At 58.5% G+C, this 23,576-nt stretch carries 26 protein-coding genes; 8 read left to right on the forward strand and 18 right to left on the reverse strand.

Annotation, left to right across the window (positions count from 1 at the left end; all coding sequences use genetic code 11):
- Positions 1 to 200 precede the first annotated feature (200 nt).
- The 4 genes from AC0L7L_RS05790 to folK all read left to right on the forward strand — a co-directional run bounded on the left by AC0L7L_RS05790 (position 201) and on the right by folK (position 2,357).
- Positions 201 to 521, forward strand: a complete 321-nt coding sequence (locus AC0L7L_RS05790; RefSeq protein WP_272210793.1) for a 2Fe-2S iron-sulfur cluster-binding protein — start codon at positions 201 to 203, stop codon at positions 519 to 521.
- Between the two features lie 93 nt (positions 522 to 614).
- Positions 615 to 1,487 carry a dihydropteroate synthase gene (gene folP / locus AC0L7L_RS05795; protein WP_272210794.1) on the forward strand — a complete coding sequence of 291 codons (873 nt, stop codon included), beginning with the start codon at positions 615 to 617 and terminating at the stop codon, positions 1,485 to 1,487.
- A complete protein-coding gene (gene folB / locus AC0L7L_RS05800; protein ID WP_473512641.1) occupies positions 1,484 to 1,855 on the forward strand; it encodes a dihydroneopterin aldolase in 372 nt (123 codons plus the stop codon). The genes folP and folB overlap by 4 nt, the downstream gene beginning before the upstream one ends.
- Positions 1,845 to 2,357 carry a 2-amino-4-hydroxy-6-hydroxymethyldihydropteridine diphosphokinase gene (gene folK / locus AC0L7L_RS05805; protein ID WP_473512644.1) on the forward strand — a complete coding sequence of 171 codons (513 nt, stop codon included), beginning with the start codon at positions 1,845 to 1,847 and terminating at the stop codon, positions 2,355 to 2,357. The genes folB and folK overlap by 11 nt, the downstream gene beginning before the upstream one ends.
- A 6-nt stretch (positions 2,358 to 2,363) precedes the next feature.
- Here the strand turns inward: folK and AC0L7L_RS05810 are convergent, their stop codons facing one another.
- The 7 genes from AC0L7L_RS05810 to AC0L7L_RS05840 all read right to left on the reverse strand — a co-directional run bounded on the left by AC0L7L_RS05810 (position 2,364) and on the right by AC0L7L_RS05840 (position 7,682).
- Positions 2,364 to 2,645 carry a hypothetical protein gene (locus tag AC0L7L_RS05810; RefSeq protein ID WP_272210797.1) on the reverse strand — a complete coding sequence of 94 codons (282 nt, stop codon included), beginning with the start codon at positions 2,643 to 2,645 and terminating at the stop codon, positions 2,364 to 2,366.
- The gene (locus AC0L7L_RS05815; protein WP_272210798.1) at positions 2,642 to 2,914 is read right to left on the reverse strand and encodes a hypothetical protein; all 273 of its coding nucleotides are present in this window, start codon (positions 2,912 to 2,914) and stop codon (positions 2,642 to 2,644) included. The genes AC0L7L_RS05810 and AC0L7L_RS05815 overlap by 4 nt, the downstream gene beginning before the upstream one ends.
- A 608-nt stretch (positions 2,915 to 3,522) precedes the next feature.
- Positions 3,523 to 4,107 carry a transposase gene (locus tag AC0L7L_RS05820; RefSeq protein ID WP_473512650.1) on the reverse strand — a complete coding sequence of 195 codons (585 nt, stop codon included), beginning with the start codon at positions 4,105 to 4,107 and terminating at the stop codon, positions 3,523 to 3,525.
- Positions 3,998 to 4,279 (reverse strand): transposase, encoded by a 282-nt coding sequence (locus AC0L7L_RS05825; RefSeq protein WP_473512653.1) that lies wholly within the window; start codon positions 4,277 to 4,279, stop codon positions 3,998 to 4,000. Before AC0L7L_RS05825 ends, AC0L7L_RS05820 begins: the two co-directional genes overlap by 110 nt.
- Before the next feature lie 240 nt (positions 4,280 to 4,519).
- Entirely contained in the window at positions 4,520 to 5,602 is a 1,083-nt protein-coding gene (locus tag AC0L7L_RS05830) for a YcjF family protein (protein WP_473512656.1), read from the reverse strand.
- Positions 5,599 to 7,077: a YcjX family GTP-binding protein gene (locus tag AC0L7L_RS05835; RefSeq protein WP_473512659.1), complete on the reverse strand. Its 1,479-nt coding sequence runs from the start codon at positions 7,075 to 7,077 to the stop codon at positions 5,599 to 5,601. The genes AC0L7L_RS05830 and AC0L7L_RS05835 overlap by 4 nt, the downstream gene beginning before the upstream one ends.
- A gap of 86 nt (positions 7,078 to 7,163) precedes the next feature.
- A complete protein-coding gene (locus AC0L7L_RS05840; RefSeq protein WP_473512662.1) occupies positions 7,164 to 7,682 on the reverse strand; it encodes a SixA phosphatase family protein in 519 nt (172 codons plus the stop codon).
- A gap of 407 nt (positions 7,683 to 8,089) precedes the next feature.
- Between AC0L7L_RS05840 and dksA the strand changes: the two genes are divergently transcribed.
- Positions 8,090 to 8,509 (forward strand): RNA polymerase-binding protein DksA, encoded by a 420-nt coding sequence (gene dksA / locus AC0L7L_RS05845; protein WP_272210805.1) that lies wholly within the window; start codon positions 8,090 to 8,092, stop codon positions 8,507 to 8,509.
- 78 nt (positions 8,510 to 8,587) lie between these two features.
- Here dksA and AC0L7L_RS05850 read toward each other — a convergent pair whose 3' ends face one another.
- Entirely contained in the window at positions 8,588 to 8,962 is a 375-nt protein-coding gene (locus tag AC0L7L_RS05850) for a flagellar biosynthetic protein FliO (protein WP_272210806.1), read from the reverse strand.
- 404 nt (positions 8,963 to 9,366) lie between these two features.
- Between AC0L7L_RS05850 and cckA the strand changes: the two genes are divergently transcribed.
- On the forward strand, positions 9,367 to 11,979 hold the full coding sequence (cckA, locus tag AC0L7L_RS05855; protein WP_473512667.1) for a cell cycle histidine kinase CckA: 2,613 nt from the start codon (positions 9,367 to 9,369) through the stop codon (positions 11,977 to 11,979).
- Between the two features lie 319 nt (positions 11,980 to 12,298).
- Here cckA and AC0L7L_RS05860 read toward each other — a convergent pair whose 3' ends face one another.
- Positions 12,299 to 14,287, reverse strand: a complete 1,989-nt coding sequence (locus tag AC0L7L_RS05860) for a bifunctional 2',3'-cyclic-nucleotide 2'-phosphodiesterase/3'-nucleotidase (RefSeq protein ID WP_473512670.1) — start codon at positions 14,285 to 14,287, stop codon at positions 12,299 to 12,301.
- 176 nt (positions 14,288 to 14,463) lie between these two features.
- On the opposite strand from AC0L7L_RS05860, the gene AC0L7L_RS05865 reads away from it, so the two are divergent.
- Complete coding sequence (locus AC0L7L_RS05865; protein ID WP_272210811.1) at positions 14,464 to 15,051, forward strand: GNAT family N-acetyltransferase; 588 nt, start codon at positions 14,464 to 14,466, stop codon at positions 15,049 to 15,051.
- Here the strand turns inward: AC0L7L_RS05865 and AC0L7L_RS05870 are convergent.
- On the reverse strand, positions 15,032 to 15,517 hold the full coding sequence (locus AC0L7L_RS05870) for an Lrp/AsnC family transcriptional regulator (RefSeq protein ID WP_272210812.1): 486 nt from the start codon (positions 15,515 to 15,517) through the stop codon (positions 15,032 to 15,034). The two genes, AC0L7L_RS05865 and AC0L7L_RS05870, sit on opposite strands and share 20 nt — an antisense overlap.
- A 252-nt stretch (positions 15,518 to 15,769) precedes the next feature.
- On the opposite strand from AC0L7L_RS05870, the gene AC0L7L_RS05875 reads away from it, so the two are divergent.
- The gene (locus AC0L7L_RS05875) at positions 15,770 to 16,432 is read left to right on the forward strand and encodes a PadR family transcriptional regulator (protein WP_272210813.1); all 663 of its coding nucleotides are present in this window, start codon (positions 15,770 to 15,772) and stop codon (positions 16,430 to 16,432) included.
- Positions 16,433 to 16,498: 66 nt separating this feature from the next.
- On the opposite strand, the gene AC0L7L_RS05880 is transcribed toward AC0L7L_RS05875, so the two are convergent.
- The 8 genes from AC0L7L_RS05880 to AC0L7L_RS05915 form a co-directional block, all read right to left on the reverse strand.
- Positions 16,499 to 17,062, reverse strand: a complete 564-nt coding sequence (locus tag AC0L7L_RS05880) for a GNAT family N-acetyltransferase (protein WP_272210814.1) — start codon at positions 17,060 to 17,062, stop codon at positions 16,499 to 16,501.
- A 6-nt stretch (positions 17,063 to 17,068) separates the two neighbouring features.
- Entirely contained in the window at positions 17,069 to 17,920 is an 852-nt protein-coding gene (gene sseA / locus AC0L7L_RS05885) for a 3-mercaptopyruvate sulfurtransferase (RefSeq protein ID WP_272210815.1), read from the reverse strand.
- Between the two features lie 31 nt (positions 17,921 to 17,951).
- A complete protein-coding gene (locus tag AC0L7L_RS05890) occupies positions 17,952 to 18,674 on the reverse strand; it encodes an alanyl-tRNA editing protein (RefSeq protein ID WP_272210816.1) in 723 nt (240 codons plus the stop codon).
- A gap of 10 nt (positions 18,675 to 18,684) precedes the next feature.
- Positions 18,685 to 19,716 carry a cysteine synthase A gene (locus AC0L7L_RS05895; RefSeq protein ID WP_473512676.1) on the reverse strand — a complete coding sequence of 344 codons (1,032 nt, stop codon included), beginning with the start codon at positions 19,714 to 19,716 and terminating at the stop codon, positions 18,685 to 18,687.
- 98 nt (positions 19,717 to 19,814) lie between these two features.
- On the reverse strand, positions 19,815 to 21,245 hold the full coding sequence (locus AC0L7L_RS05900) for a cryptochrome/photolyase family protein (RefSeq protein ID WP_473512678.1): 1,431 nt from the start codon (positions 21,243 to 21,245) through the stop codon (positions 19,815 to 19,817).
- 70 nt (positions 21,246 to 21,315) lie between these two features.
- Entirely contained in the window at positions 21,316 to 21,762 is a 447-nt protein-coding gene (locus AC0L7L_RS05905) for a DAK2 domain-containing protein (protein WP_473512680.1), read from the reverse strand.
- Positions 21,759 to 21,911, reverse strand: a complete 153-nt coding sequence (locus tag AC0L7L_RS05910) for a hypothetical protein (RefSeq protein ID WP_473512682.1) — start codon at positions 21,909 to 21,911, stop codon at positions 21,759 to 21,761. Before AC0L7L_RS05910 ends, AC0L7L_RS05905 begins: the two co-directional genes overlap by 4 nt.
- Positions 21,912 to 22,141: 230 nt before the next feature.
- A complete protein-coding gene (locus tag AC0L7L_RS05915) occupies positions 22,142 to 23,470 on the reverse strand; it encodes a L,D-transpeptidase (RefSeq protein WP_473512684.1) in 1,329 nt (442 codons plus the stop codon).
- Positions 23,471 to 23,576: the final 106 nt, after the last annotated feature.

Below are 23,576 nucleotides of genomic sequence, written 5' to 3' on the forward strand. Positions count from 1 at the left end.
TCATTTAGCAAATATTAACCATAATGCGCCTTTTCTGAGGCCGCTTCAAAGACAAGTGCTTTTTCGAGCCTCTGGTTTTCATGCGATCCGCTGATAGCCACCCGGATATCGGACGTAAATATTGACTGTCCGACCGTTATGGAGGAAGAACTGGCAAATCCCAACGCCTTTGCAGCATCCCAAACACTAAGGTCCAGGAAATGCTTAAACTGAAATTCATCGGCAATGATGATACCGTCTATGACCTGGAAGTAGAGGAAGGCTCCACGGTTATGGAAAACGCCGTCCGCAACGGCGTTCCGGGCATTGAGGCCGAGTGCGGCGGAGCCTGCGCCTGCGCCACCTGCCACGTCTACGTGGATGAGGCATGGATAGCTAAGGTCGGCGAGCCTGAGCCGATGGAGGAGGACATGCTCGATTTTGCAATCGATGTCCGGGCCAATTCTCGCCTTTCCTGCCAGATCAACATGCGACCGGAGTTCGACGGACTGACGGTGCGCATACCCGACGAACAGGGCTGACAGGCCCCTGTCTCGGTTTCGGTTCCGGACGAGGGATTGTCTTGTGTAGCCGGAACGCGGCGGCGGGCCACGCCTGCAAGGGAAGGGTCGTTTATGAGACCAGCCCAGGCTGAACTTTTCAGATTACGCCATCTCGATTGCGCCAACGGCCGGATGCTGACGCTCGGTCCGAGGGGCGGGCTGATGGCGATTGTCAATGTGACGCCCGACTCGTTTTCCGATGGTGGCCGGTTTGCAGATGAGTCTGCGGCGGTCGAATTCGCGCTTGGCGCGGTGGCGGATGGCGCCGCTATTCTCGACATTGGCGGAGAATCAACGCGGCCCGGTGCACAACCCGTTAGTGCTGACGAGGAACAGGCACGTGTCTTGCCCGTCATTGCGGCACTGGCCGAGCAGACCGATGCATTGATTTCCATCGATACCTGGCGCGCCGAGACCGCGCGACTGGCTATTGACGCCGGTGCTCACATCATAAATGACGTGACCGGCGGATCTGGAGAACCGGATATTCTTGCTGTCGCAGCCCGGACTGGCGCAGGCTATTGTCTGATGCACACAAGCCGGGGGCGCGATTGTCTTAAAGATGCCGTCGCCGACCAACTCGCCTTTCTTAAGCCGGCGCTTCGGGCTACATCCGAGGCGGGGCTCTCCGAAAGTCAGATCGTCATCGATCCTGGTTTCGGTTTCGGCAAGGAGACGACTGACAATCTTGAGATCATGGCGCGTCTTGATGTGCTGCACGCCCTCGGTTTGCCGATCCTGATCGGGACCTCGCGCAAGCGCTTCGTCGCAGCAATGAGCGGGGGCGAGGATAATCTGACTCGGGATTTCGGCACGGCGGCAACGACTGCTTTGATGCGTCTTTCCGGTGGAGCACTCTTCCGCGTTCACAATGTCGCAGCCAGCCGCGCCGCGCTGGCCTTTGCCGACGACATCATCGCCAGGCATCATGGAGGTCTCTCATGAACGGACGTTATGCCATCACACTGAAGAATTGCGCCTTTTTTGCCACGCATGGCGTTATGAAGGAGGAGGAGCGGCTCGGCCAACGCTTCTATGTCGATATCGTCATGGAGATCGAGGACGATGCCGCGCGTCTTCGTGATGACTTCTCGCATGCGGTCGATTATGGCGAGGTCCATCGCCTGATCGGCGAAGTGGTGACCGGCCGCCGCTTCAAGCTGATAGAAGCGCTGGCGCATGCAATCGCTGTTACTGTGACGGCCCGCTATCCGGCGATACGGCGGGCCGAGGTTGCGGTGCGCAAGCCATCCGCGCCGGTGCCCGGAGTGCTTGATTATGCCGAGGCACGGGTGGATTACGATGTGCGCTGATAAGGTGCGTGCCGCGCTCGGTCTTGGCGGCAATCTGGGAGACCCGGCGCAGGCCATGGCGCGCGCCCTGAAGATGCTGGATGCGGAGCCGCAGTCGCGGGTCGCTGCGGTGTCGCGTCTCTATCGCACGCCGCCCTGGGGGCCTGTCGCGCAGCCGCCGTTCGTCAATTGCTGTGCGCTCGTTGATACCGGTCTTTCTGCGGAAGCGCTGATGCGCTTCTGCCTTGCCGTCGAAAAAGATCTGAAGCGGGTCCGCGATCAGCGCTGGGGGCCGCGGCTCATCGATATTGATATCCTCACGTTCGGCACCCTGTCGCGCGAGAGCGAACTGCTGACGGTGCCGCATCCGCGCATGACTGAGCGTGGTTTCGTGCTCATTCCGCTATCGGAAATAGCACCGGAGTTTTCAGTCGAGGGGCGCAGCATCGCCGCATGGAGCGCAGAGACCGATCAACAGGGTATCGACCCGGTCAGCGACAACGGGAACTGGTGGAAAGCCTGAAAAGCGCTAGTCGATCGACCCGACCGCAAGCGGGTCGGTTTGTCGCTTCAGTGATAGTCCGATCACCGGCACATACCGTGTGCTGCCCTTGATCAGGAGTGTGATGTTCAGGTCATCTGCGCTGACAAGACGGGTGACGAGCGCGCCTTCGACATCTTCGCGTTTGAGCGAAATCACGGCCTTGCCGTCATTGACTGAACCGCCGGTGACCTCAAGACCATCGCCTTTCTCACCATCGAGAAAACGACCGCGATAACCGTCTTCGTCACGGATGAACACCGCCGTCATCGGATGGGAAAAAGTCCTGCACGACACGAGCCTTCGAGTCTGAACCCCTCCTGGCTGTCTTCGAGCGCGAGGCCGTCGAGTTCACAGCGGAAGCGGGTTCCCTTCATCTTGCCTTCGACAATCTTGCCCGGTCCGGACCATTTTCCAGCGACCTGCCGGAAAAACGTGCCGTCATCGCCATCGGCCGCCGCGCCGGATGGCAATGCCACCGCGAGCGCCGCGGCGACAAGTGCAGGGAAAATACGGCACGCGGCCGGTCGTCTCGTCATGCGGTGTCCCGATTCAAGCTTCAGAGCACGTTTTGGTTGAGGCGGCAGAATGGCGCGGAAACGTTAAGCTTTGGTTTGCTTGCTGTCGGATCACGCCAGCGCGTGCGGTGTAAGCTGGCTTTCCGGTCTGCTCACCAATCGCACCCGCGACATTCACGTTTGCGGCCATATTTTGAATAGGCGCGGCGAGGCTTCGGTCTACTGTGCTGTGCCTGCTAGTGGATTGATAGGATCAATCCACTAGCAAAGAAACTTCCGTAAATGTCTGGGGCACAATAATTTATTTGAATTTACTACTCTTTTTTCTATCACCTCAGCGGGCACGCTTGCTGCTCTTGTCGTGCTCCTTCGTACCGTACCCAAACGCTTTAGTCCGGCAGTTTTGGGAACATAAGCCCAATTGTTTGAACTGGTGCAGTCAAAAATCACGGATCGCATCGTTGGTACAGCGGACCATCAGAAATGCCGCCACAGACGCTCGTTTGTGTCGGATTTAATGTATATGTTTCAATGGGTTATATTCTTTCAGCACACCCTGCCGAAATTATGAAGGTTTGGGGCATGTCTATGCTAGGCTGATTGTGATCAGGCGCGGGATACGGACGCCGTTAGGCCCGGCTCGAAATTCTATGAATAATAGCAATACCTTGCGAGGCGTCTTGTTGTGAGACGGATATGGGCGACGTTGATCGATGCTTCGGCTGATACGATGGATTTATCCCACTCCTTTGCCAGTCTCCGGCATCGTCCGAGCCACGCAAATGTGCGCTCGGCCACCCATCGGCGCGGTAGAACCTGGAAGCTTTTACGATCTCAAGGCTCCATTGGCCGATCCTCTTGAGCGCGCCGCGCAGTTTCGGTCCCTGATAGCCGCCATCGGCGAAGATATGGCGCAGCCACGGGCAGGACCTCCGGACGGAGGAGAGAACGGCAGGAGCGTCATCGCGGTCCTGAATATCGGCGGCATGGACGACAAGGCCAACCATGAGGTCGATAGCGTCGAAGACGATGTGCCGTTTACGACCCTCGATTTTTTGCTCGCGTGGAAACCGCGAACCCCGCCGCTTTCCGTGGTTTTGACGCTCAGGCTGTCGATGACCCCTGCAGTCGGCGAGGCTTCGCGCCCCTCCAGCTCCCGCGTTTCCAGGACAAGGTGGAAACGGATAGCCTGCAACAGGCCGTTGTCGCGGCAATCGTAGAAATAGTGCTGAACCGTCGAATAGGCGGCAGGTCCTTCGCCAACTGGCCCCACTGACAGCCGGTCGTTGCCATATAGAGGATTGCATTCATGACCTCCCGCAGATCGGTCATGCGTGGACGCCCGAGCCGCCTGGGTTCTGGATGATCGCGGCGATCAACGCCCATTCATCGTTCGTCAGCTCGCTTGCGTAACGTGGCGCGTTGCGGCGATATTCGCGGCAGGCGGTTTCAGTCCAGGGTATGTGTGGCTCCGTTCGGTTTGACGACAGAACTGAATCACAAGCCACTGAAACCGCTCAACTCTTTTCGAGTTGGGCTCTTTGAGGGGCGGCTTCCAGAAGGCTCCCATCTGGCGTACTGCAGATGTTTGCAGTTCGAAACCCCTATGATTGCGGTTCATTACATCTAGGTCGCGTCAGATTTGGACAGGTCGCGTTTTTGTCCCGGGCCAAGGTCGTTGATGAAATCACTGATGCCGGGGCGTTTCAGGGCGTTGAACGGCATAGGCCGGCATAGGTCCATCGCCGCAATGCCGATCCGTGCGGTCATCATCCCGTTGATCATGCCTTCTCCGAAGCGGGCGGAAAGCTTTGAGGCTAGACCGTGACCCAGCACCTGTTGGACGAGGCTGTCGCCGACCGCAATCGAGCCGGTTACGGCGAGATGGGCCAGTACGTCGCGCATAAGCCGGAACATGCCGATAGAACCCGGACGGCCGCCATAAAGCTCGGCCATGTTGCGGACCAGCCGCATCGATTCGTAAAACACATATAGAACGTCCACCGCGGCCCGCGGGCTGATGGCCGTAACCACTGATACCCGTTTGGAAGCATTGAGAATGAGCGAACGCGCCCTGATGTCGAGCGGCGCCATCATCTCGCGCTCGCAGAAATCGACAAGCTGCGGGGCATCGACAACGGCATTGTCAAGTTCACTCAGGCGCTGCCGGCCCCGAGCGGTTTCTGCCTTTCCGGCGACGAGAGCCGCAAGTTCTGCAACCGCTTTGCGGGCCGCACCTGTGTCGCTTCCGGCACGGGCCTGCGCCAATTGAAGCTTGATGTTCTGGACTGCACCAAGTCTGACAATCGCGACGACCTCGCGGATGGCGATCACGACGGCGGCAAGGCCGCCGACCATCACGGCGCCCAGAGCCAGCCAGCCTAGCCAGGGCGCGCGGGCGAACAGGCTGCGCACGAGGTCATCGATCCAGAGCCCGAGCGCCAGTGAAAACACAATTCCAAAGGCAACCGTCGCAAGTTTGCCGAACGAAAAACGCCGCTTCTTCATGGTTGCGACCGGCGGATCGAGTTCATCGTCCGCAATGGTTCCAGCATCGCTGAAAAAAGGATCTTCCTCGTCGGGTGTCATCATCACATCGGGGTCGTCAAAGTGACGTGGCTTGCGACGCTGGGTGCTGTCGCCGCGGCGGTCGTCTTCGGCGATATCGAAGACGGCGGGCTTTCGTGGCTCGTTGGTGCTCGGGGTCATGCCAGCCGGTCTCCCAGTAGAAACTGCAGGGCGCGGTCAAGACGGATATGCGGGATCGAAATTCCGTCATCCTGATTCTCAACGTCGATTTCCGGTGGGCGAAAACGCACGGCATTGACGTCCGCAAGATTTTCCGGTGTTTTTCCTCCACGCCTCAATAGCCTGAAAAACGCATCGGGATTGGCAGGAAGGTCTCCCGGGAAAATTGCTGTTTTTCTTTTTCCATCAAAGACTTCACAGCCGATTTTCTCGCCAGATATAGGTGTTCCTACGATCACCGGAAGCTGTATCGAACCGCTGTCTGCCATTGCTTCGCGCGTTGCCCTGACAGAGGCAATGGCCATGACTTCGGTGCCAGCACCCGCAGCGCCTATGGATCTGGCTGCGTCATCGACAAGGCGGCGGGTGAGCTTTTCCAGCCGGTCATGGCTTTCGTGATGCAGGTGGTCGGCCTTTGTCGCGGCAATCAGAACGCGGTCGATCCGCTTTCGGACAAGGGATGAAAGCCAGGTGTTGCGGCCTGGCCTGAAACAGGCCAGAACTTCCGAAAGCGCGTGTTCGAGATCGGCAACGGCTTCCTGCCCGCGGCTTAACGCCTGCAGCGTATCCACCAGCACGATCTGGCGGTCGAGGCGGGCGAAGTGGTTTCGGAAGAATGGCTTGACGACTACGGACTTGTAGGCCTCAAAGCGGCGCTCCATCACGGCGGCAAGTGTGCCACGCTTTGCCGGACCTTCGCCCAGGCCTGGCAACGGAGCGAAGGTCAGTGCCGGTGAGCCCTCGAGGTCACCGGGCATCAAAAAACGGCCGGGTGGCAGGGTAGACAGTGAGTGTTCGTCTGCCCGGCAGGCTCTGAGATAAGCGGTGAATGTCTCATGCAGTGCTTTCACCGTTTTTTCATCGGCCGGGGCATCATAGTCGACGTTTCCGCTGAGCTGCAGCCATTCGCTGGCAAGTGATGCGCGGGCACCCGAACTGGCGCGCGCTTCAGTTTCTCTGGAAAAAGTCTGGAAATCCTGACCGAGAAGGGGGAGGTCGAGCAGCCATTCGCCCGGATAGTCGACAATGTCGATCGCAAGCCGGCCGCGCGAGAACATCCGGTTCCAGCGGCTGGCGCTTTCATAGTCGATGATCAGGCGCAGTTCGGAGATCGCCCTGGTCGATTCGGGCCAGATCCGTTCATCCACCAGCTTGTCGATATGGGTTTCATAGTCGAAACGCGGCACCTGGTCATCCGGCTGCTCGACCAACCGCGCGTCCGAAAGCCGCCCTGAACGCATGGCCTCGAACATCGGCAATCGTCCGCCGTGGATAAGATTGTGCACCAGCGAGGCAATGAAGACGGTTTTGCCGGCACGCGAAAGCCCGGTGACGCCGAGCCGCAGTGTCGGCTGGACAATATCCGTTGCACGATCGGCGATCGTATCGAGCGTAAGCCTTGCGTTGTCGCCGAGCGACGTATGGATGGGCATCAAGTGCGGCTTCCTCTAGCGGTTCAAACCGCAATATAGGTAAGCGTGGGTCACGATGAAAGGCGGTGAGCGGACAAGCGGCAGCTTGCTCACGGCGCAAGAAATGCGGTGATCTTCCATTCGGGCGCGCCATTTTGGGTGCTCATCGGCGCGCCTGTGTGATCCAGCACCGCGATACCTGCGGTCGGGTAACCATAGGGGCAGGTTGCATTGAAGGCTTCGTAACCGACGAGCATCAAAAGCATTTCTTCGATACCGGGATTATGCCCGCAGATCATGACCGATTGGCGATCCGCATGGTCTGCAATGGCCTCGATATAGGTAATCGGCGCGGCTTGGTAGAAATCATCGATGAAACGGCATGAAGGCCTGCGCTCAAGCGCGCGATAGGCTGCGTCAGCCGTCTGGCGGCAGCGCATGGCCGACGACGAGAGTATGACCTCGGGTAGATATCCTTCGGCTTTCAGGCGCGCGGCAATGGCGGCCGCATCATCAATACCGCTTTTGGAGAGCGGACGCTCGAAATCGCGCATTGTTGGTTCAGGCCAGACGGCCTGGGCGTGGCGGAAAAGGTAGATCCGTTCAGGGTGAGGGCTGATCGTCGACATTGCTCATCTCGAAGCGGCATGAAGCGGTTTCGGCTGGGCGGCATCCGCAATTGCGGCAGATCCGCTGGTTCGAAGATGTCTTTAGCACGAAATTTCCGCAAGCCCCTGCGATTTTTTTGCCGCGCCCGCATGGTTTTGAAAACCCAACCGGGTCACGTTGGAATTCGTGTTGGTTGCACGTTCTGCCCGTCCGGGCGAGTTCGCGCGGTGAGAGAACGTCCATAACCGTCGCAATGCAGTGAAGGGCATCATTTCTGTGCAATTTCTGCCCTGCGTTGCTTAAATTTTAAAAAAGTGGCCTATTTTTTCGACAGAGTTTTTACTGCTTAAATTTAATGCAGAGGCTTGAATAATCTGGGTTGTTTAGGATATACAGCGGCCGTGGGGTGTTGTTCAGGAGAATGGCTTTGAACAAGAACATTGATCTTAGTAGCTATGTTCTCTCCGATAACGAAGAGTTCATGAATCCCAACCAACGGGCCTATTTTCGCGCGAAACTTATCGCCTGGAGAAACGATATTTTGCGGGAAGCACGCGAAACGCTCGACAATCTGGCAGCCGAAAATGCCAATCTCCCGGATATTGCAGACCGGGCCTCTTCCGAAACCGACCGATCCATCGAACTCAGGGCGAGAGATCGTCAGCGCAAGCTGATTTCCAAGATCGATTCGGCACTGCGTCGGATTGACGAAGGGACCTATGGGTATTGTGAGGAGACAGGCGAGCCGATCAGCTTGCGGCGGCTTGATGCGCGACCGATTGCAACGTTGTCGATTGAGGCGCAGGAGCGTCACGAGCGACGCGAGAAAATCTACCGCGACGAATAGCATGACACACCAAAAGGCCGCGCCCGATCAGGACGCGGCCTTTTGGTTTGCTGACTTGTTCTGCCGGGCCCCGGCGTATCACGTGCTCTCAGTACGCGGGCCTTCAGCCTGTTTCTGATCTTCGGCTTTTACGGCATTTTGCTCGGCTGCCGCCCTGTGGCGAGTGCCGATGGGCGCGGGAATGCGCGTTTCAAGCAAGATGTCGTTCGGCCCGCCGATCATGACCAGATGTTCGACATTGTCTCGCCGGATCAAGACCACACGGCGGCGCGCATCGACGGCTGCTGCGTCAACGACGAGAAGCCGCGGGCGCCTGTTTTTCCCACCCTTGATGAAGGGAGAAGGCGGACGGTGGCGCAGGAGATACCAGATTGCCAGCACAGCCAGAACGATGATGCCGATGGAAAGGATCGGGAAATCGAATAGGGCGTTGCTGAATGTCGTGTCTCCCATGGTTTACCTTTCGCTCGGCATTCGAGTGTCACCTTGATTTCAGCTCGGTTGTGGTGTGATTCAAATTTCACGCACTGATTTTGGTATGTGTTTGTGCTCGATATATCAAGCTTTCATCTTGTGGCTTCAAGGTCGATCCGGAGGCCTTGTTGTTCCGTCCACGGTTTTGCTCGCAAAACACCCAAAATTAAGCATTTCCGGCTATTGTTCCCGCACGAGAGCCGGTAACCCGTGCATTGGGCCGGCTGAAAACAAAAGCCAGTCCGGGGGCAGCTACGGGGTCTTTCTGCGATTGCCGCGGAGATGGGTTCATCAGCGTTGGCAACGATATGCTCTCGCTGAGCTGCCGTTCGCGGCCCTGAGTGTTTTTCATACGGCCGGATTGTGCGGAGAATGAGGTTGCGATGACATTGGATCGAAAGGGCGACAAAACCGGAAAACCGGTGATCAGCCGCGGCCCGGGCTCCGGCGCTCTGGCGAAACTGGCCCTGGTGTTGTTGATACTGGCGGTGATCATTATCCTTGGCTACCAGTATCGCGGCTACCTTCCGGACGATATTCTCCTTGCGGTTTTGGGTCTGTTTGCGGTTCTCGGTGTGTTTTTTGTTCTCGCGGCCCTGACCGGGCTGGCGCAGCTCTTTCCGGGGGCAAGGCAGAATCACTTTGCCGGTCCGTTTCTCGATCACTATCCAGAAGCCGTCGTCATTACCGATCATCGCGACAGGGTGGTCTATGCCAATGCTGCCTATCGAGAGTTGACTGACGATGGCGAGAACGGCCCGACACCGAGTCTGGAGGCGCTGCTTTCGGAAGAGCCTGAAAGCTCGGAGGTGCTATACCGTCTTACCCAGTCTGTACGTGGCGGGGAAGACGACCACGAGGAGTTCCGCCTCACGCGACCGCTTTCGGGTAAACGGGAAAGCACGGCACGGTGGTACAGGCTGAGCGCGCGGTTCTTTCCGGTGACCGATACTCGCGCCCGTACGCGCAATTTCAATATCTGGCAGATTTCGGACATTACCGAGGAACGGCAGGAACAGGAGCGCTATTTCCGGGAGCTTCAAAGGGCGATCGACTATCTCGATCATGCGCCGGTCGGATTCATGACCTGCGATGCAGAAGGCAAGATCCGTTATCTGAATGCGACGCTTGCCGGATGGCTGGAAATCGACCTTGCGGGCTTTTCAACGGGTTCTGTTCGGCTGTCGGAGGTCGTCGGCGGCGAAGGCATGACGCTTGTGAGTGCTGTTGAGGCTGGCCCGGGACAACGCGTGAGCGAAACGCTCGATGTGGAATTGCGCCTTGCCTCCGGGCGCTACCTGCCTGTCCGGTTGCTGCATGATGTGACCGGTGGACGGGACGGCCAGCTCTCGGAAAGCCGCACTGTTGTGCTCAAGCGCGAGGAATCATCCGTCGACGGCCCAGCCGATTCCGGACCGGGACAATTCTTTGATGATACGCCGATGGCGATCGCCACCGTCGACCGTCAGGGCAGGCTCTTAAAAACAAATACCCGCTTCCTGACGGCCTTTTCCGGTGTGTTGCGCCGCGAGGAAATCGGGCATGGTGCGCGCATTGAGGCGTTGCTCGAGGAGACGGGCCGGGCACGCATGCGCGATGCGCTGGCCGCTGCTGCTGACGGGCAGGGCGAAATTCCGCCATTCGAGGGGTGCCACGCCACTGATGACAACAGCCATTTCCGTTTCTTTGTCCATGCCGCGCGCGGAGCGGGACCGGACGCGGTGGCGCTGGTCTACGTTATCGAGATCAGCGAACAGAAATCGCTGGAAGCGCAGATGGCGCGCACGCAGAAGCTCAATGCTGTTGCCACCCTTGCCGGTGGTATCGCCCATGACTTTAACAATGTGCTGACGGCCATCCTGCTTTCCGCAGATCACCTCTTGCTGCAATCGCGGGCTTCGGATCCCGAGTTTGCAGACCTTGTCGAGATCAAGCGCAATGCCAACCGGGCTTCGGGGCTGGTGCGACAGTTGCTGGCGTTTTCGCGCCAGCAAACCATGCGGCCCGAAGTGGTCGATCTCAATGATGTCATCGGCGATAACCGGATGATGATCGAGCGGCTGACGGGTGGGTCCGATATCCGCCTGACAACCGATTTCGCGCGTGATCTCTGGCCGGTCAGAACCGACCCGGGGCAATTTGGCCAGGTCATTACCAATCTCTGCGTCAACGCCCGCGATGCCATGCCGGACGGCGGTAAGCTCACGGTCAGCACTCGCAATGTCGCTGCCGACGAGGTGGCCTCGCTCGGCTTGCGCGAAGTTCCGGAGCGGGAATTCGTGGCTGTCGAGGTTGCCGATACCGGCACGGGCATTGCCCCGGATGTGCTCGACAAGATATTCGAACCGTTTTTCACCACCAAGGATGTGGGCAAGGGCACCGGTCTCGGCCTTGCCATGGTCTACGGCATCGTCACCCAGTCCGGCGGTTATCTCCACGCGATATCCGAAGTTGGCAAGGGGACAAAATTCGTCATCCTGTTGCCGCGCCACGCCAATGCTGCGGGTTCGCACACGGTCGATGCGCCGAAGGACCACAAGGGGCAGACGATTGCCGCGGCCTTTTCCGAAGGCAATGAGAGTGACAACGAAGCGCCGCGCGAGGAGGATATGGATCTGACCGGTCAATCCGCCGTGGTGCTTTTGGTCGAAGACGAGGATGCTGTGCGCCGTTCCGGCAAGCGCATGCTGGAAATGCGCGGCTTCACCGTGCATGAGGCCGATACCGGCGTTCATGCGCTGAAGATCCTCGAAAAGCTCGATGGCGCGGTCGATATTGTCGTCTCCGACGTCGTCATGCCGGAAATGGACGGACCAACGCTTCTGCGTGAGGCGCGCAAGGCGTATCCGGAACTGAAATTCATTTTCGTTTCCGGTTATGCCGACGATGCTTTTGCCAAGAATCTGCCGGACGACGCCAAATTCGGCTTCCTGCCGAAGCCGTATAACCTAAAACAGCTCGTGGCTTCCGTTTGGGAAATGCTACGCGAAGGGTAAAGCGGACGTTTGACGGGGTCCGGCCCATCGATTTTCGACACGAGCGAGTAGCCGCCCGGCTGTCTCGCGCTTCGGGCCGTCTGTGCCGCACTGTGGTGCAATCCTGAAAAACCGCACGGTCAATTCGGCCATGCCGGATTCGTTTGGTGGTGGAACGGGCTGACCGCTGCTCAACAAATGCGTTTCTATCGGTGCTGGAACAGAGGCGGGAAGATAGCGTCGTTCGGCACTACTCTTCACCAGCCGGAACGGCTCTGAGAGCACAAGGTCGGACCGAAGCCCGCCCTTGTGCATCATCAGTTTTCTTCGCAGTCGGTTCTCAAAGAACAACCCGGTAGAGCGAAAAGCCGTTCTCGCCGTCGCCGGCGGTCTCGATCTTTGCGCCCTTGACGTCAACAATGTAGGTTTGCGCGCGCGGTCCGGTCTCGAAAATCGCCGTGGTGCCGGGCATCGGCGCGAAGCTCCAGTTGAAATCGGCAGACGGGTTGATGGTGCCCTGATCGACGATATAGCGCACGATTACATCGCGGTTGGTGTCGGGGCCGACGAAGACGACGACGTCATTATCGATGTCAGGAAAGTGGCCGCCGCCGCCGGCCCGGTAATTGTTGGTCGCCACCACAAATTGCTGTTCGGGGTCTATCGGGTTTCCGTCAAAGGAAAGGTCGGCAATACGGTGGCTGTCCGGGTTGGCGAGGCTGCCGTCTTTGGCATAACGCGCCGGCTTCGACAGGTCGATCTTGTAGGTCACGCCGTCAATGATATCGAAATTGTAAGATGGAAAATCCGGGTTCAGGAGCGGTGCGTCTTTGGCACCCGGTTCAACCTGGTTAAACATGCCTGCCGACATTTCCAGCCACTCGCGCACCTGCGCGCCGTTGATCAGCACGGCGCGGGCGGTGTTGGGATAGAGATAGAGGTCGGCGACATTCCTGATGGCGATGTCGCCGGCCGGGACCTCGGTATAGTAGTCCGGACCGCCGCGACCGCCGGCCTTGAACGGGGCTGCGGCGGAAAGCACGGGGAAGTCCCTGTATTCGCTGTCTTTCAGCATGTCCTTTGTATACCAGATCTGTGCCTTGGAGACGATCTGGACGGACGGGTCGTCGGCTACGAGCGCAAAATAGGACTGCAGTGCTGCCGACGTTTTGCCGACGGGGGTGCGGACATATTTAAGCGTTGCCTCATGATCGGCGCTGGCGGCGGCGATAACGGCGGTGTCGGATGAGACGTCGGCGACGACCTTGCGGTCCTCGGTGCGATGATAGATCGGACGCGCCTCGGTGGAGAAGTCGACGATCTTCCAGCTGCTGCCGTCCTTTTCCAGAAGCAGGTCGATCAGACCCATATGCGAGCCCCAGAAACCGGCCATCGCGGCGGGCTTGCCCTGGAGCGTACCTTTCTCCGGGTCGACGCCGGCAATGCCCTGGAAATCGGTGGGGCCGGGGAAGACCAGATGCTGGTGGCCGGTAAAGACCGCGTCGATGCCATCAACGCCGGCGAGATAGAGCGAGGCATTTTCCATCAGTTCCGACGGGCCGGTACCATCTATGCCGGAATGGGAGAGGGCGATGATGATGTCGGCGCCTTCCTCTTTCATCACCGGCACCCAGGCCCTCGCTGCTTCGACGATATCGCGGGTATTGGCCTTGCCGGCGAGGTTCTTTTCGTCCCAGACCATGATCTGCGGTGGAACGAACCCGGTGAAGCCGATCTTGACCGGGCTTTTATTTCCGGCGCCATCATTGATCATCTTTTCCTTGATCAAATAGGGGGCGAACATCAGTTCGTCATTGCGCGGATCGTTGGCAAGGCTACCCTTGGTCAGGTTGGCGCAGACAAAGGGAAAGTTGGCACCACCAACGACCTTGAGCATGAAATCGAGGCCATAATTGAATTCGTGATTGCCGAGTGTGCCGACATCATAACCGAGCACGTTCATGGCCTTGATGACCGGATGAACATCGCCTTCATTCATGCCGCGCTCATAGGCAATATAGTCGCCCATCGGGTTACCCTGAAGGAAGTCACCATTGTCGATCAGCATCGAATTGGCAGACTCCGCGCGGATGGCGTCGATGATCGAGGCCGTGCGCGCCAGCCCCATCGTGTCATTGGGCCTGTCGGCATAGTAGTCGTAAGGGAACACGTTGACGTGGATATCAGTTGTTTCCATCAGTCTCAGATGCGCCTGGTTGCCTGCCGCTCTTGCGGCGAAGGGATGCAGTGCGATCAGGGCCGATGCGGCGGACATGCCCTTGATTAGGGCGCGGCGTGATATCGAAGGCAAGAGAATGTGCGTGGACATGATAGCTCCGGGGTTCATCGCTTGCGCGGAAAATGTGGGAACACGAGTACCGCTTCGCACCGTCCTGTGACAGGCGGTTGACATCGGGTGTGAAAGAGCACCAACCTTATGCCGATTAAATGAAACGGAGGCAGGCTATTCGGAGGGCGTGCCGACCGTCAATACGGGAGAGACGTTTGGTTACCAGTTTCACGATCCGCAATGCGGCCCGCGAGGATGTGCCGGACATGGTGCGGCTGATCAATATTGCTGCACACGGTCTGCCGCTCTGGTGCTGGGCCCAGCTTGAGGGCGGTGCCGAAGATCCATGGCAGGCCGGGCGCGAGAGCGCGTCGCGGGAAGACGGCGCGATTTCCTGGACCAATGGTACGGTCGCCACGCTCGGGTCTGACGTTGCGGCGCTGATGATTGCTTATCCTCTTGAAAATGAGGTTCAGCATAGCATCTGCGCCGGCGATCATCCTGTTCTCGCGCCGCTGCGCGAACTCAAGCGGCAGGCGGCAGGTACATACTATCTTCGTGTGCTGGCGGCTTACGCGGAATATCGCGGTCGCGGTCTTGGTTCGGTTCTGTTGGACAAGGCAGACCGGATTTGCGGTGACAGCGCCATCAGCCTGATTGTATCGGATGCCAACGCCCCCGCCAGACGTTTTTATGAACGGCTCGGCTTCAAGGAGGTGGCGCGCCAGCCGCTGGTAACTGCGCCTGACTGGCGGGCCGATGGCGGGAACTGGCTTTTGATGGTCAAACCGGCGCAGCGCTAAACGCCTCGTCAACATCGACATTCAGGCGTTCGATAATCGGGCGAAGCGCGAAGGATGAGTTGATCTGGACAACATGCGGCAAGGCGGAAAGCCAGTCGCGGTGGATGCGCTCATAATCCTTCAGATCCTTCGCTGCCACGCGCAGTACATAGTCGTATGCGCCCGAAACCATGTAGCAAACGATTACATTCGGGCACTGCCTGACCGCCTCTTCGAATTCGGCGAGCGTACGGGCGAACTGGCCGGACAGCGAGATGTGGACAAGCGCTGTCATCTTGTATCCGAGCGCCTCGGGCGAGATCTTGGCGGTGTAGCCCTCGATCACGCCGCTTTTTTCCAGGAGGTCAAGCCTGCGCGAGCAAGCGGACGGTGAGAGGCCCACGGTTTCCGCGAGCTCCGCATTGGTGATGCGGCCATTGTTCTGAAGCGCCTTCAGAATCGCACGATCGATATCGTCCAGGTCCAATTTTCGAACTCCCTGCGAATTTTGCTGCTCTTCTTCGAATAATAGTCTGTTTGCGCGCCAGCACAAGTCATTGCAAGCAAGGAAACTTTGTTTGGTATTGTCGGCGACATAAGGGGCCGCAGGAGTGGCATCGGTAGCGTCGATCGTAAAATTCAGGACAAAACATGTTTTAGATATATCGAAATCCTTGCGTCTTGAGGAAATCGATCTATATTTCGATATATCGAAAACATGACTAAAGGAAGTCTTGGCATGTATGACCATTTTGGCAAGTGCTACGATGCACGCAATTGCGATGTGCGGGCGCTCTTCGCCATGGGGCGGGGACCGAGCCACGGAGCCCGCGGTGGCGGAGGCAGGCGCGGGTTTGGCGACGAGGATGGCGGTGGCCGCATGGGCCGATTTCTTGGCCATGGCCGGATGCGCTTTCTTGTGCTGCAGCTGATCGCCGACGAGCCGCGCCATGGCTATGAAATCATCAAGGCAATCGAGGAGTTGAGTGGCGGTTTTTATTCACCGAGTCCCGGTGTGATCTATCCTACGCTTTCCTATCTCGAGGACGGCGGTTATGTGGTGGCCGAAGCCGATGGCAACAAGAAATCCTACTCGATCACGGACAGAGGACAGACCTATCTTGATGCGCAGGCGCCGGAAGCCGCCTTGGCGGTCAAGGCACTGAAGGCGGTTGCCGAACGGCTTGGCGCCCGCCAGCACAAGCGTGAACGCGCGCGCGGCGGCGATAATCTGCCGCGCAGCATCGAGGCGGCTTTTCTTAATCTGCGTGAAGTGATCGACCACCGTCTGGAGCAGGATGCAGGCGCTGCCGGCGCCATCGTCGGCGAGCTTCTGGGGCTTGCCGAAAGGATTGAAAACACCGGCAAGACCGATCAAGACAGAGCGTCGTCTCAGGACTAATCACAAAATCAACAGCCCGCGACCGGAACTCGGCCGCGGGCTGTTTTCATCTGTTCAATTCGCGTCTTAGAGCTTGCGCGCAAACGCAAGCAGTTCGGCGTCCGAAAGCGGGACAATTTTGCTTTCATAGGTCGAGACCGGCGAAAACCCGAATTGCTGGTAGAGCTGCAGCGCGCGCGGATGGTCCAGACTGTTGGTGGCGGTGATGATCTTTTGAGGCTTGTCGGCCCAGATTGCTTTCAAACCCTGCAGCAGAAACCATTTGCCGACGCCAAGGCCAAGCGCGCGCTCGAACAGGCCGAAATGAACGAGCTCGGTGATCCCGCCATCTTGCTGTTGATATTCATAAAAGCCAGCCGGTGCGCCCTCGAGATAAAACACGGTGATCGTGGTGCGTTCGTTGTGAATATTGGCGGCCAGTTCTTCGTCGTTCATGCGCAACCGGTCGACCCATTCCCAGCGCGTGCCGACCTGACGATAGAGAAACCGGTAAAAGGGCAGCGGGATTTCCGGAACACGCATCAGCGCCAGATGCATATTGGATGGCGCGATGATGTGCGCCTTCGGCGGTGCCGTCATTTCCAGCTCTGTGACGTGGACGCTGATCGGTGTTTGCTGTTGGCTATCCATTTTGCTTCACGCCTTTCCGGTCACAATAGCGGTGTCGTCGCGGCTGCCCCATTCCGACCAGGAACCGTCATAAAGGCTGTTGTCCGTGTGGCCAACACTTTCCAGTGCAAGCGTGATGATCGCCGCCGTTACGCCGGAGCCGCAGCTTGTCACAACCGGCTTTTCGAGATCGAGCCCGGCTTCAGAGAGTATCGCCTTCAGTTCATCAATTGAGCGGAATTGTCCATTTTCTGAAAAGGCTGTTGCCGGCAGGTTTCTGGCACCCGGCATATGGCCCGAGCGCATGCCGGGGCGGGGTTCCGGCTCAGCCGCCTCAAACCGGCCCTTTCCGCGGGCATCGGCGGTCTGACGCTCGCCTGAGGCAACGATCTTGCGCATGTCTTCGAAGGACGTAACCCTGTCAGGTCTGAAATCTGGGATGAATGTTGTCGGTTCCGGCGCCGGTGTCGCGGCCTCAATCGGCCGGCCTGCGGACTTCCAGCCATCAAACCCGCCGTTCAGCACGTAGACATCACCTGCTCCCATGATCCTCAGCATCCACCACACACGCGGAGCCGAGAAAAAGCCGGGCCCGTCATAGACCACGATCGTGTCCGTCTCGCTGATGCCGCGCTTTGCCATTTCGGAGGCGAAGAATGCTGGCGAGGGCAGGGAGTGCGGCAGGCCGGTTGTCGTGTCGGCGATTTCGTCGTGATCGAAGAAAACCGCGCCGGGAATATGGCTCAGCGCATATTCGCTCTTGCCATCGCGCTTGTACGCGGGCAGGTACCAGGATGCGTCGACCACGGAAAATCCCGGCGTTCCCAGACGCTCAGCCACCCATTCCGGTGACACCACAAACCGGCTTTCTGCACTCATACTGATCATACTCCTCGAAAATACATGGGGGTCACGCGCTAAAGCGGATGCGGAAACGGCGGTTCTCACGGCCCTTTTTCTCGATCTTGCCGATATGGATCTGGCCGACATCGGCTGTCGAGCGCACATGGGTGCCACCGCAAGGCTGGCTGTCGACCGACGAGTCCTCTCCGATGCACACAAGCGAAATCCGGCCCATCCCTGTCGGCGGGCGGACATTCTTTGATTTGACGATATCGGGATTGGCGGCGAGGTCCTCATCACTGATCCACTGAACGTAGATTGGATGACCTTCGGTAACCAGCTGCATCATCTTGTCGCTCACCGCCTGCTTGTCGACGGTTTCGCTCATGTCGAAATCGACGCGCGATTCATCTTCTCCGACGGAAGCACCGGTGATGGGATAGGGACAGATGACCGAAAGCAGGTGACAGGCGGTGTGCATGCGCATCAGCTTCAGCCGGCGCGGCCAGTCGAGCTCAAGGGTCACGGCCTCACCGGCGTCAGGCGGTGCCTCACCATCAGCCGGGACATGCAGGATCACGTCCTTGCCTTCGCCGTGACGGGTCACGTCAAGGGAAAGCGATGACCCATCGGCGCGCCGGGCGATACCGGTATCGCCCGGCTGACCGCCGGATGTCGCGTAGAAGCAGGTGCGGTCCGTTTCGAATGTGCCATCGTCATGCACCGCTGTGACCACCGCATCGCACCCGGCAAGGTAGAAGTCTTCGCGGTAAAGGGCATCAACAGGCATGGTTCACTTTCTATTCGAACGGTACGGCGATCTCCGTCTTCGCCGTCAGCCATTCCGGCACGGGCAGGCCCTTTTCCGAGAGGAATGAGGGATTGTAGAGCTTCGACTGATACCGGTTTCCATAATCACAAAGCACGGTGACGATGGTGTGGCCGGGGCCGAGTTCGCGTGCAAGCCGGATGGCGCCAGCTATATTGATGCCCGATGAACCGCCGAGGCACAAGCCCTCGCGGGCGACCAGATTAAATATCAGCGGCAAAGCCTCACTGTCTGCGATGCGGAAGGCGAAATCGGGTGTAAAACCTTCGAGATTGGCGGTGATGCGGCCCTGTCCGATGCCTTCGGTGATCGAGCCGCCCTCGCTTTTCAGTTCGCCATTGCTGTAATATTCAAACAGTGCCGCCCCCTCGGGATCGGCAATCCCGACCTTGATGTCGCTGTTCTTCGCCTTCAGGCCCATGGCGGTGCCGGCAAGCGTGCCACCCGAGCCGACAGCGCAGATGAAGCCATCGATCTTGCCGCCGGTGTCGCGCCAGATTTCTTCCGCCGTGGTTTTGATATGGGCGTCACGATTGGCGGTGTTGTCGAACTGGTTGGCCCAGATCGCGCCATTCGGCTCGCTCTTTGCCAGTTGCTCTGCCAGCCGTCCGGAAAGTTTTACATAGTTGTTCGGGTCGCGGTAGGGCTTGGCCGGCACCTCGACCAGCTTTGCGCCGAGAAGCCGCAGCGCGTCCTTCTTTTCCTCGGCCTGGGTCTCGGGAATAACGATCACGGTTCTGTAACCAAGCGCATTGGCGACCATGGTCAGGCCGATGCCGGTATTGCCGGCCGTGCCTTCGACGATGGTGCCGCCCGGCGCGATCAGCCCGCGCCGTTCGGCGTCGCGGATGATGTAGAGCGCGGCACGATCCTTCACCGACTGGCCGGGGTTGAGGAATTCAGCCTTGCCGTAGATATCGCAACCCGTTGCCTCGGAAGCCGCCTTGAGTTTAACGAGCGGCGTGTTGCCGATAAGATCGATAACCGAATTGGGTGTCGTCATGGTCGAAAATCCTTGATTTCTGACTTGCTATGAACACTTTGGCGCGTTTTCGGCAAGGTATCCGATTGCGCGTTTGTCCTCATTTGCGCAAAGCCATTTCAGCTCTTGATCTGTTCGAACGCTGCAAGCGCGCGCTTGCGGGCGGCCTTGTGGTCGACAAGCGGCATCGGATAGGTATCCCCAAGCCTCACGCCTGCCGCCTCCAGCACCTTTTCCGGTGCATCGAACGGCGCGTGGATGTGCTTTGTCGGCATCGCTTCAAGTTCCGGCACATGCCGACGGACATAGTCGCCCCTGGGGTCGAATTTCTCACCCTGGAGCACCGGATTGAAGATGCGGAAGAATGGCGAGGCGTCGGCACCCGAGCCTGCGACCCACTGCCAGTTTGCCGGGTTGGAGGCCGGATCGGCATCGACAAGCGTGTCTCGGAACCAATCTTCGCCCTTGCGCCAGTCGATCATCAGATCCTTGATCAGGAACGAGGCAACAATCATCCGCACCCGGTTGTGAACTGTGCCTTCCTGCCAGAGTTGCCGCATGCCGGCATCGACAATCGGGTACCCTGTTTGGCCGCGCGTCCAGGCTTTAAAAGCCTCATCGTCGTCATGCCAGGCGAACCCGTCGAAGCGGTCGTTCCAGTTTTTCGTGCGAAGACCGGGCGCATGAAACAGCAGGTGATAGCAGAAATCGCGCCAGACCAGTTCCTGCAGGAATTTTTTCCTATTCTTCACCGAGAGACTTTTGGCCCTTTCGGTTCGGTGCCAGATTGTTGCCGGCGAAATTTCCCCGAGCGCGATGTGTGGCGAAAGGCCGGAGGTCGCCTCGATATCAGGCCGGTCGCGCGACGAGGCGTATTGTGCGGCTATCTTCTCGATGAACCTGTCGAGCCTTTCGGTCGCTGCCTCCTCGCCGGGTGTCCAGATGTCCTCGAATCCTTTGGCCCAGTCCGGTTCCCCGATGTATAGCTTCCAGTCTTCAAGCCGCTCGGATGCCGGCATTTTTGCAGGCTGCGTCAGCGTTTCGGGTGCATCAAGCGGGTCGGGGACATGGGTTTCTTCCGAAAACGCCTTCCAGAAGGGCGTATAGACTTTGTAGGGGCCGCCGGACTTGGTTCGGAATTTCGAGGGCTCGTGGAGGAGCATCCCGGCAAAGCTGTGAACGTCGATCGCGTCATCCTGAAGCGCCCGCTTCAGTGCCGTATCCGTCGCGATGCCTTCGGGATCATAGCGTCGGTTCCAGTAAACGGCGCTGGCACCGGTCTCCGCGATCAGCGTGGACAGGATGCCCTGAGGCTTTCCGCTTCGAAGTAAAAGCCGTGAACCGATATTTTCATAAGCCTTCGCAAGGTGGGCAAGCGAACGTTCCAGCCACCAGCATTGAGCGCCACCGAGCGCACCAGCCGTGTCATTTTCCCGGATGAACAGCGGGATGACCGGACGTCCGTTTTCAGCGGCGGCTGAAAGGGCGCGATTGTCTGCGATGCGCAGGTCCTTGCGGATCCAGTAGATGGCAGGTGTCTTGTTCGGCATGATATCCCGTCACGGCAATGAATGGCCATGATGTAGGGCAGCGCCGCGTGCGAGAAAAGGCCGCCGCCCTCTATTCCTGCAGGGCGTAACGCATAGACCGCATGATCAGCACCGCGGAAGCGCAGCCGGGATCCATCACCTTGTCGGGATGGGCGAAGGGCAGGGTATCGCTCTGTGTGCTGTCCGGATCGGGCTCTGCACCGGCAAGTGCAGCGTCTGCCGCCGCGGTCAGGCAGTGCCCAAGATCGCCTCCGTCGTTGCGCGCAGCATCATAGGCCACCAATGCCGGCTGCCACGCATCGACCATGTTTTTGTGCGGTGCATTCACCTGCCCATGGTCGATGATGCCACTTGCCATCGCCTGGAAAGCAAGGTGGAATTCGTCCACTGTGATGACATTGCGGCCGGGAAGGCGGCTGCCAGCGCGCCGGAAGGCGGAAGCATAAAGCTTTGCAGAGGCCGAGTCGGTCATCAGAAAGGTTTCTGCCGCCATATCGAACACCCTTGCGGGTGTCACGGATGAGGGTCAAGTGCGGCAAGCTGATGCTCCATAGCCATGAAGGTTGCCGCCATGACCTCTCCGTGGTCACCGTCACCGGCGATAGAGTCGAGACGGCTGAGCCAGAGGCTATTGCGGGAGACCGATGCCGCGATTTCGGAAAACATACCTATGATTTCGAATGACGTAATATCGTTCATATCGAGATGAGACCGCTGAAATGTTGGGCTGACGCATAAGCGGCAGCCCTAAAGACAATAAATGTTTCGAATGCATTAAATCATCGTATGAGCATAGCTGAGTATTTTGCATTTGCGAAGACGTGTGAAACCGGTTTTTGCGATCTGTCATATCCGAAAACCCATATTTGATGAATCCTCGGTCCCCGGTACGCCGTTCAATCAACGAACTCGACGGTGACACCAGGGCTCACCATGCCTGCAAGTTCCTGAGCGTCCCAGTTTGTGAGCCGCACACAGCCATGACTGGAGGTCTTGCCAATTCTATCTGGATCGGGCGTACCGTGAATGCCGTAGCTTGGCTTCGAAAGCGCGATCCAGACATTGCCCACAGGTCCGTTGGGCCCAGGATTGATGGTGAGCACCTGGTCATTATTGCCCTGCTTGAAGTTCTTTTGCGGGTTGTAGGTGTAGTTCGGATCAAGCGCGATCCGCTCGACCGTAACCGTACCGGAAGGTGAGGGGGTGTCCGCAGAGCCGATTGTTGCAGGATAGGCCGCGACGAGCGTTCCCGCCGCGTCATAGGCAAAAAGCTGTTTGCGTCCCTTGTCGGCGATGATCCGGCTGACGGTCCCCTTTTGCTTTGCCCCGGGATTGACCACCTTGATGATCGTTCCCGGCCGGGTAAAGTCAGCATCCGGATTGAGCGTCTTCAGAAAACCCTCGTCCATGTGGAATTTTTCCGCGAGCATCTCCGAAACCGAGGTGTATGACATCGCCGCAAGCTGGGCCTTCTCGCCATAGTCGGAGGGAATGGCTGCGACGAAGGGGCCCGCAGCATCTTCTGCGGTGATGGTGTAGGTCTTCACCGGCAGGCCGCCCTCAAGAGAGAGCGATTGTAAAATGGCCTCGCGCTCCGCGTTCGGTTCAATGGTGTGTCCGCTCTTTTCGGCATAGGCGTTGAGCGCTTTGCGAACATTTTCGCCCATCAGGCCGTCGATAACGCCGGGTGATGTGCCGTTGCGGTCCAGAAATACCTGAAGGGCCACGACATTCATATCCGGCTTTGCGCTGGATTGCGCGGTTTTCGGGGTTCTGCTGGTATCTGGGGTGGCTGGCGCCGGAATTTCGGGTGCCTGCGGAAAGCTGTCACGGCCGAGCGGGCCTTCATTCCAGCGTTGCGGGCCGGGCCGGTTCGGCGGGGTGGAAAAAACACGGCCATTCTGCTGCCGGTCATTGCTGCCCCAGCCGCTATTGGGCGGCCTTGGATACCCGCCATCGCGGTATTGGCCGTATTCCCGCGCCGACATCTCCGTTGCCACCAGGTTGTTGTTGCTGTCGAGGAGGATCTGGCGCCCATCGGCGTCCGTGCCCATCACCACGCTGCCATATTCGGGAATATAATCGAGCTGACGTCCATCGGGCGCGACCAGAAAGATCTGCTGGCCATTCTTGTAGAGTGGTTCATGCGCCCAAACTGCACCAGACAGCGGCGTCAGGGCCGGGGTGATCGAAAACAGAATGGTGTAAAAGGTCGCTTTTTTCATGGTTTCAACGCATTGCCGCTGTCTTTGGCGAGACCTTTCGCCTAGCCTCGGACTTGTTAATTTTCGCTCTCATGGAATGAACGTTCTCTGAACGTGCTTGTTTCCG

The organism is Martelella sp. K41-7, assembly GCF_055808365.1.

Coding starts and splice junctions, on each gene's coding strand:
- AC0L7L_RS05790 (WP_272210793.1), top strand. CDS start 201: ATGCTTAAACTGAAATTCATCGGCAATGATGATACCGTCTATGACCTG.
- folP (WP_272210794.1), top strand. CDS start 615: ATGAGACCAGCCCAGGCTGAACTTTTCAGATTACGCCATCTCGATTGC.
- folB (WP_473512641.1), top strand. CDS start 1,484: ATGAACGGACGTTATGCCATCACACTGAAGAATTGCGCCTTTTTTGCC.
- folK (WP_473512644.1), top strand. CDS start 1,845: ATGTGCGCTGATAAGGTGCGTGCCGCGCTCGGTCTTGGCGGCAATCTG.
- AC0L7L_RS05810 (WP_272210797.1), bottom strand. CDS start 2,645: ATGACGGCGGTGTTCATCCGTGACGAAGACGGTTATCGCGGTCGTTTT.
- AC0L7L_RS05815 (WP_272210798.1), bottom strand. CDS start 2,914: ATGACGAGACGACCGGCCGCGTGCCGTATTTTCCCTGCACTTGTCGCC.
- AC0L7L_RS05825 (WP_473512653.1), bottom strand. CDS start 4,279: ATGGGCGTTGATCGCCGCGATCATCCAGAACCCAGGCGGCTCGGGCGT.
- AC0L7L_RS05830 (WP_473512656.1), bottom strand. CDS start 5,602: ATGACCCCGAGCACCAACGAGCCACGAAAGCCCGCCGTCTTCGATATC.
- AC0L7L_RS05840 (WP_473512662.1), bottom strand. CDS start 7,682: ATGTCGACGATCAGCCCTCACCCTGAACGGATCTACCTTTTCCGCCAC.
- AC0L7L_RS05850 (WP_272210806.1), bottom strand. CDS start 8,962: ATGGGAGACACGACATTCAGCAACGCCCTATTCGATTTCCCGATCCTT.
- cckA (WP_473512667.1), top strand. CDS start 9,367: ATGACATTGGATCGAAAGGGCGACAAAACCGGAAAACCGGTGATCAGC.
- AC0L7L_RS05860 (WP_473512670.1), bottom strand. CDS start 14,287: ATGTCCACGCACATTCTCTTGCCTTCGATATCACGCCGCGCCCTAATC.
- AC0L7L_RS05875 (WP_272210813.1), top strand. CDS start 15,770: ATGTATGACCATTTTGGCAAGTGCTACGATGCACGCAATTGCGATGTG.
- AC0L7L_RS05880 (WP_272210814.1), bottom strand. CDS start 17,062: ATGGATAGCCAACAGCAAACACCGATCAGCGTCCACGTCACAGAGCTG.
- sseA (WP_272210815.1), bottom strand. CDS start 17,920: ATGAGTGCAGAAAGCCGGTTTGTGGTGTCACCGGAATGGGTGGCTGAG.
- AC0L7L_RS05890 (WP_272210816.1), bottom strand. CDS start 18,674: ATGCCTGTTGATGCCCTTTACCGCGAAGACTTCTACCTTGCCGGGTGC.
- AC0L7L_RS05895 (WP_473512676.1), bottom strand. CDS start 19,716: ATGACGACACCCAATTCGGTTATCGATCTTATCGGCAACACGCCGCTC.
- AC0L7L_RS05900 (WP_473512678.1), bottom strand. CDS start 21,245: ATGCCGAACAAGACACCTGCCATCTACTGGATCCGCAAGGACCTGCGC.
- AC0L7L_RS05910 (WP_473512682.1), bottom strand. CDS start 21,911: ATGTTTTCCGAAATCGCGGCATCGGTCTCCCGCAATAGCCTCTGGCTC.
- AC0L7L_RS05915 (WP_473512684.1), bottom strand. CDS start 23,470: ATGAAAAAAGCGACCTTTTACACCATTCTGTTTTCGATCACCCCGGCC.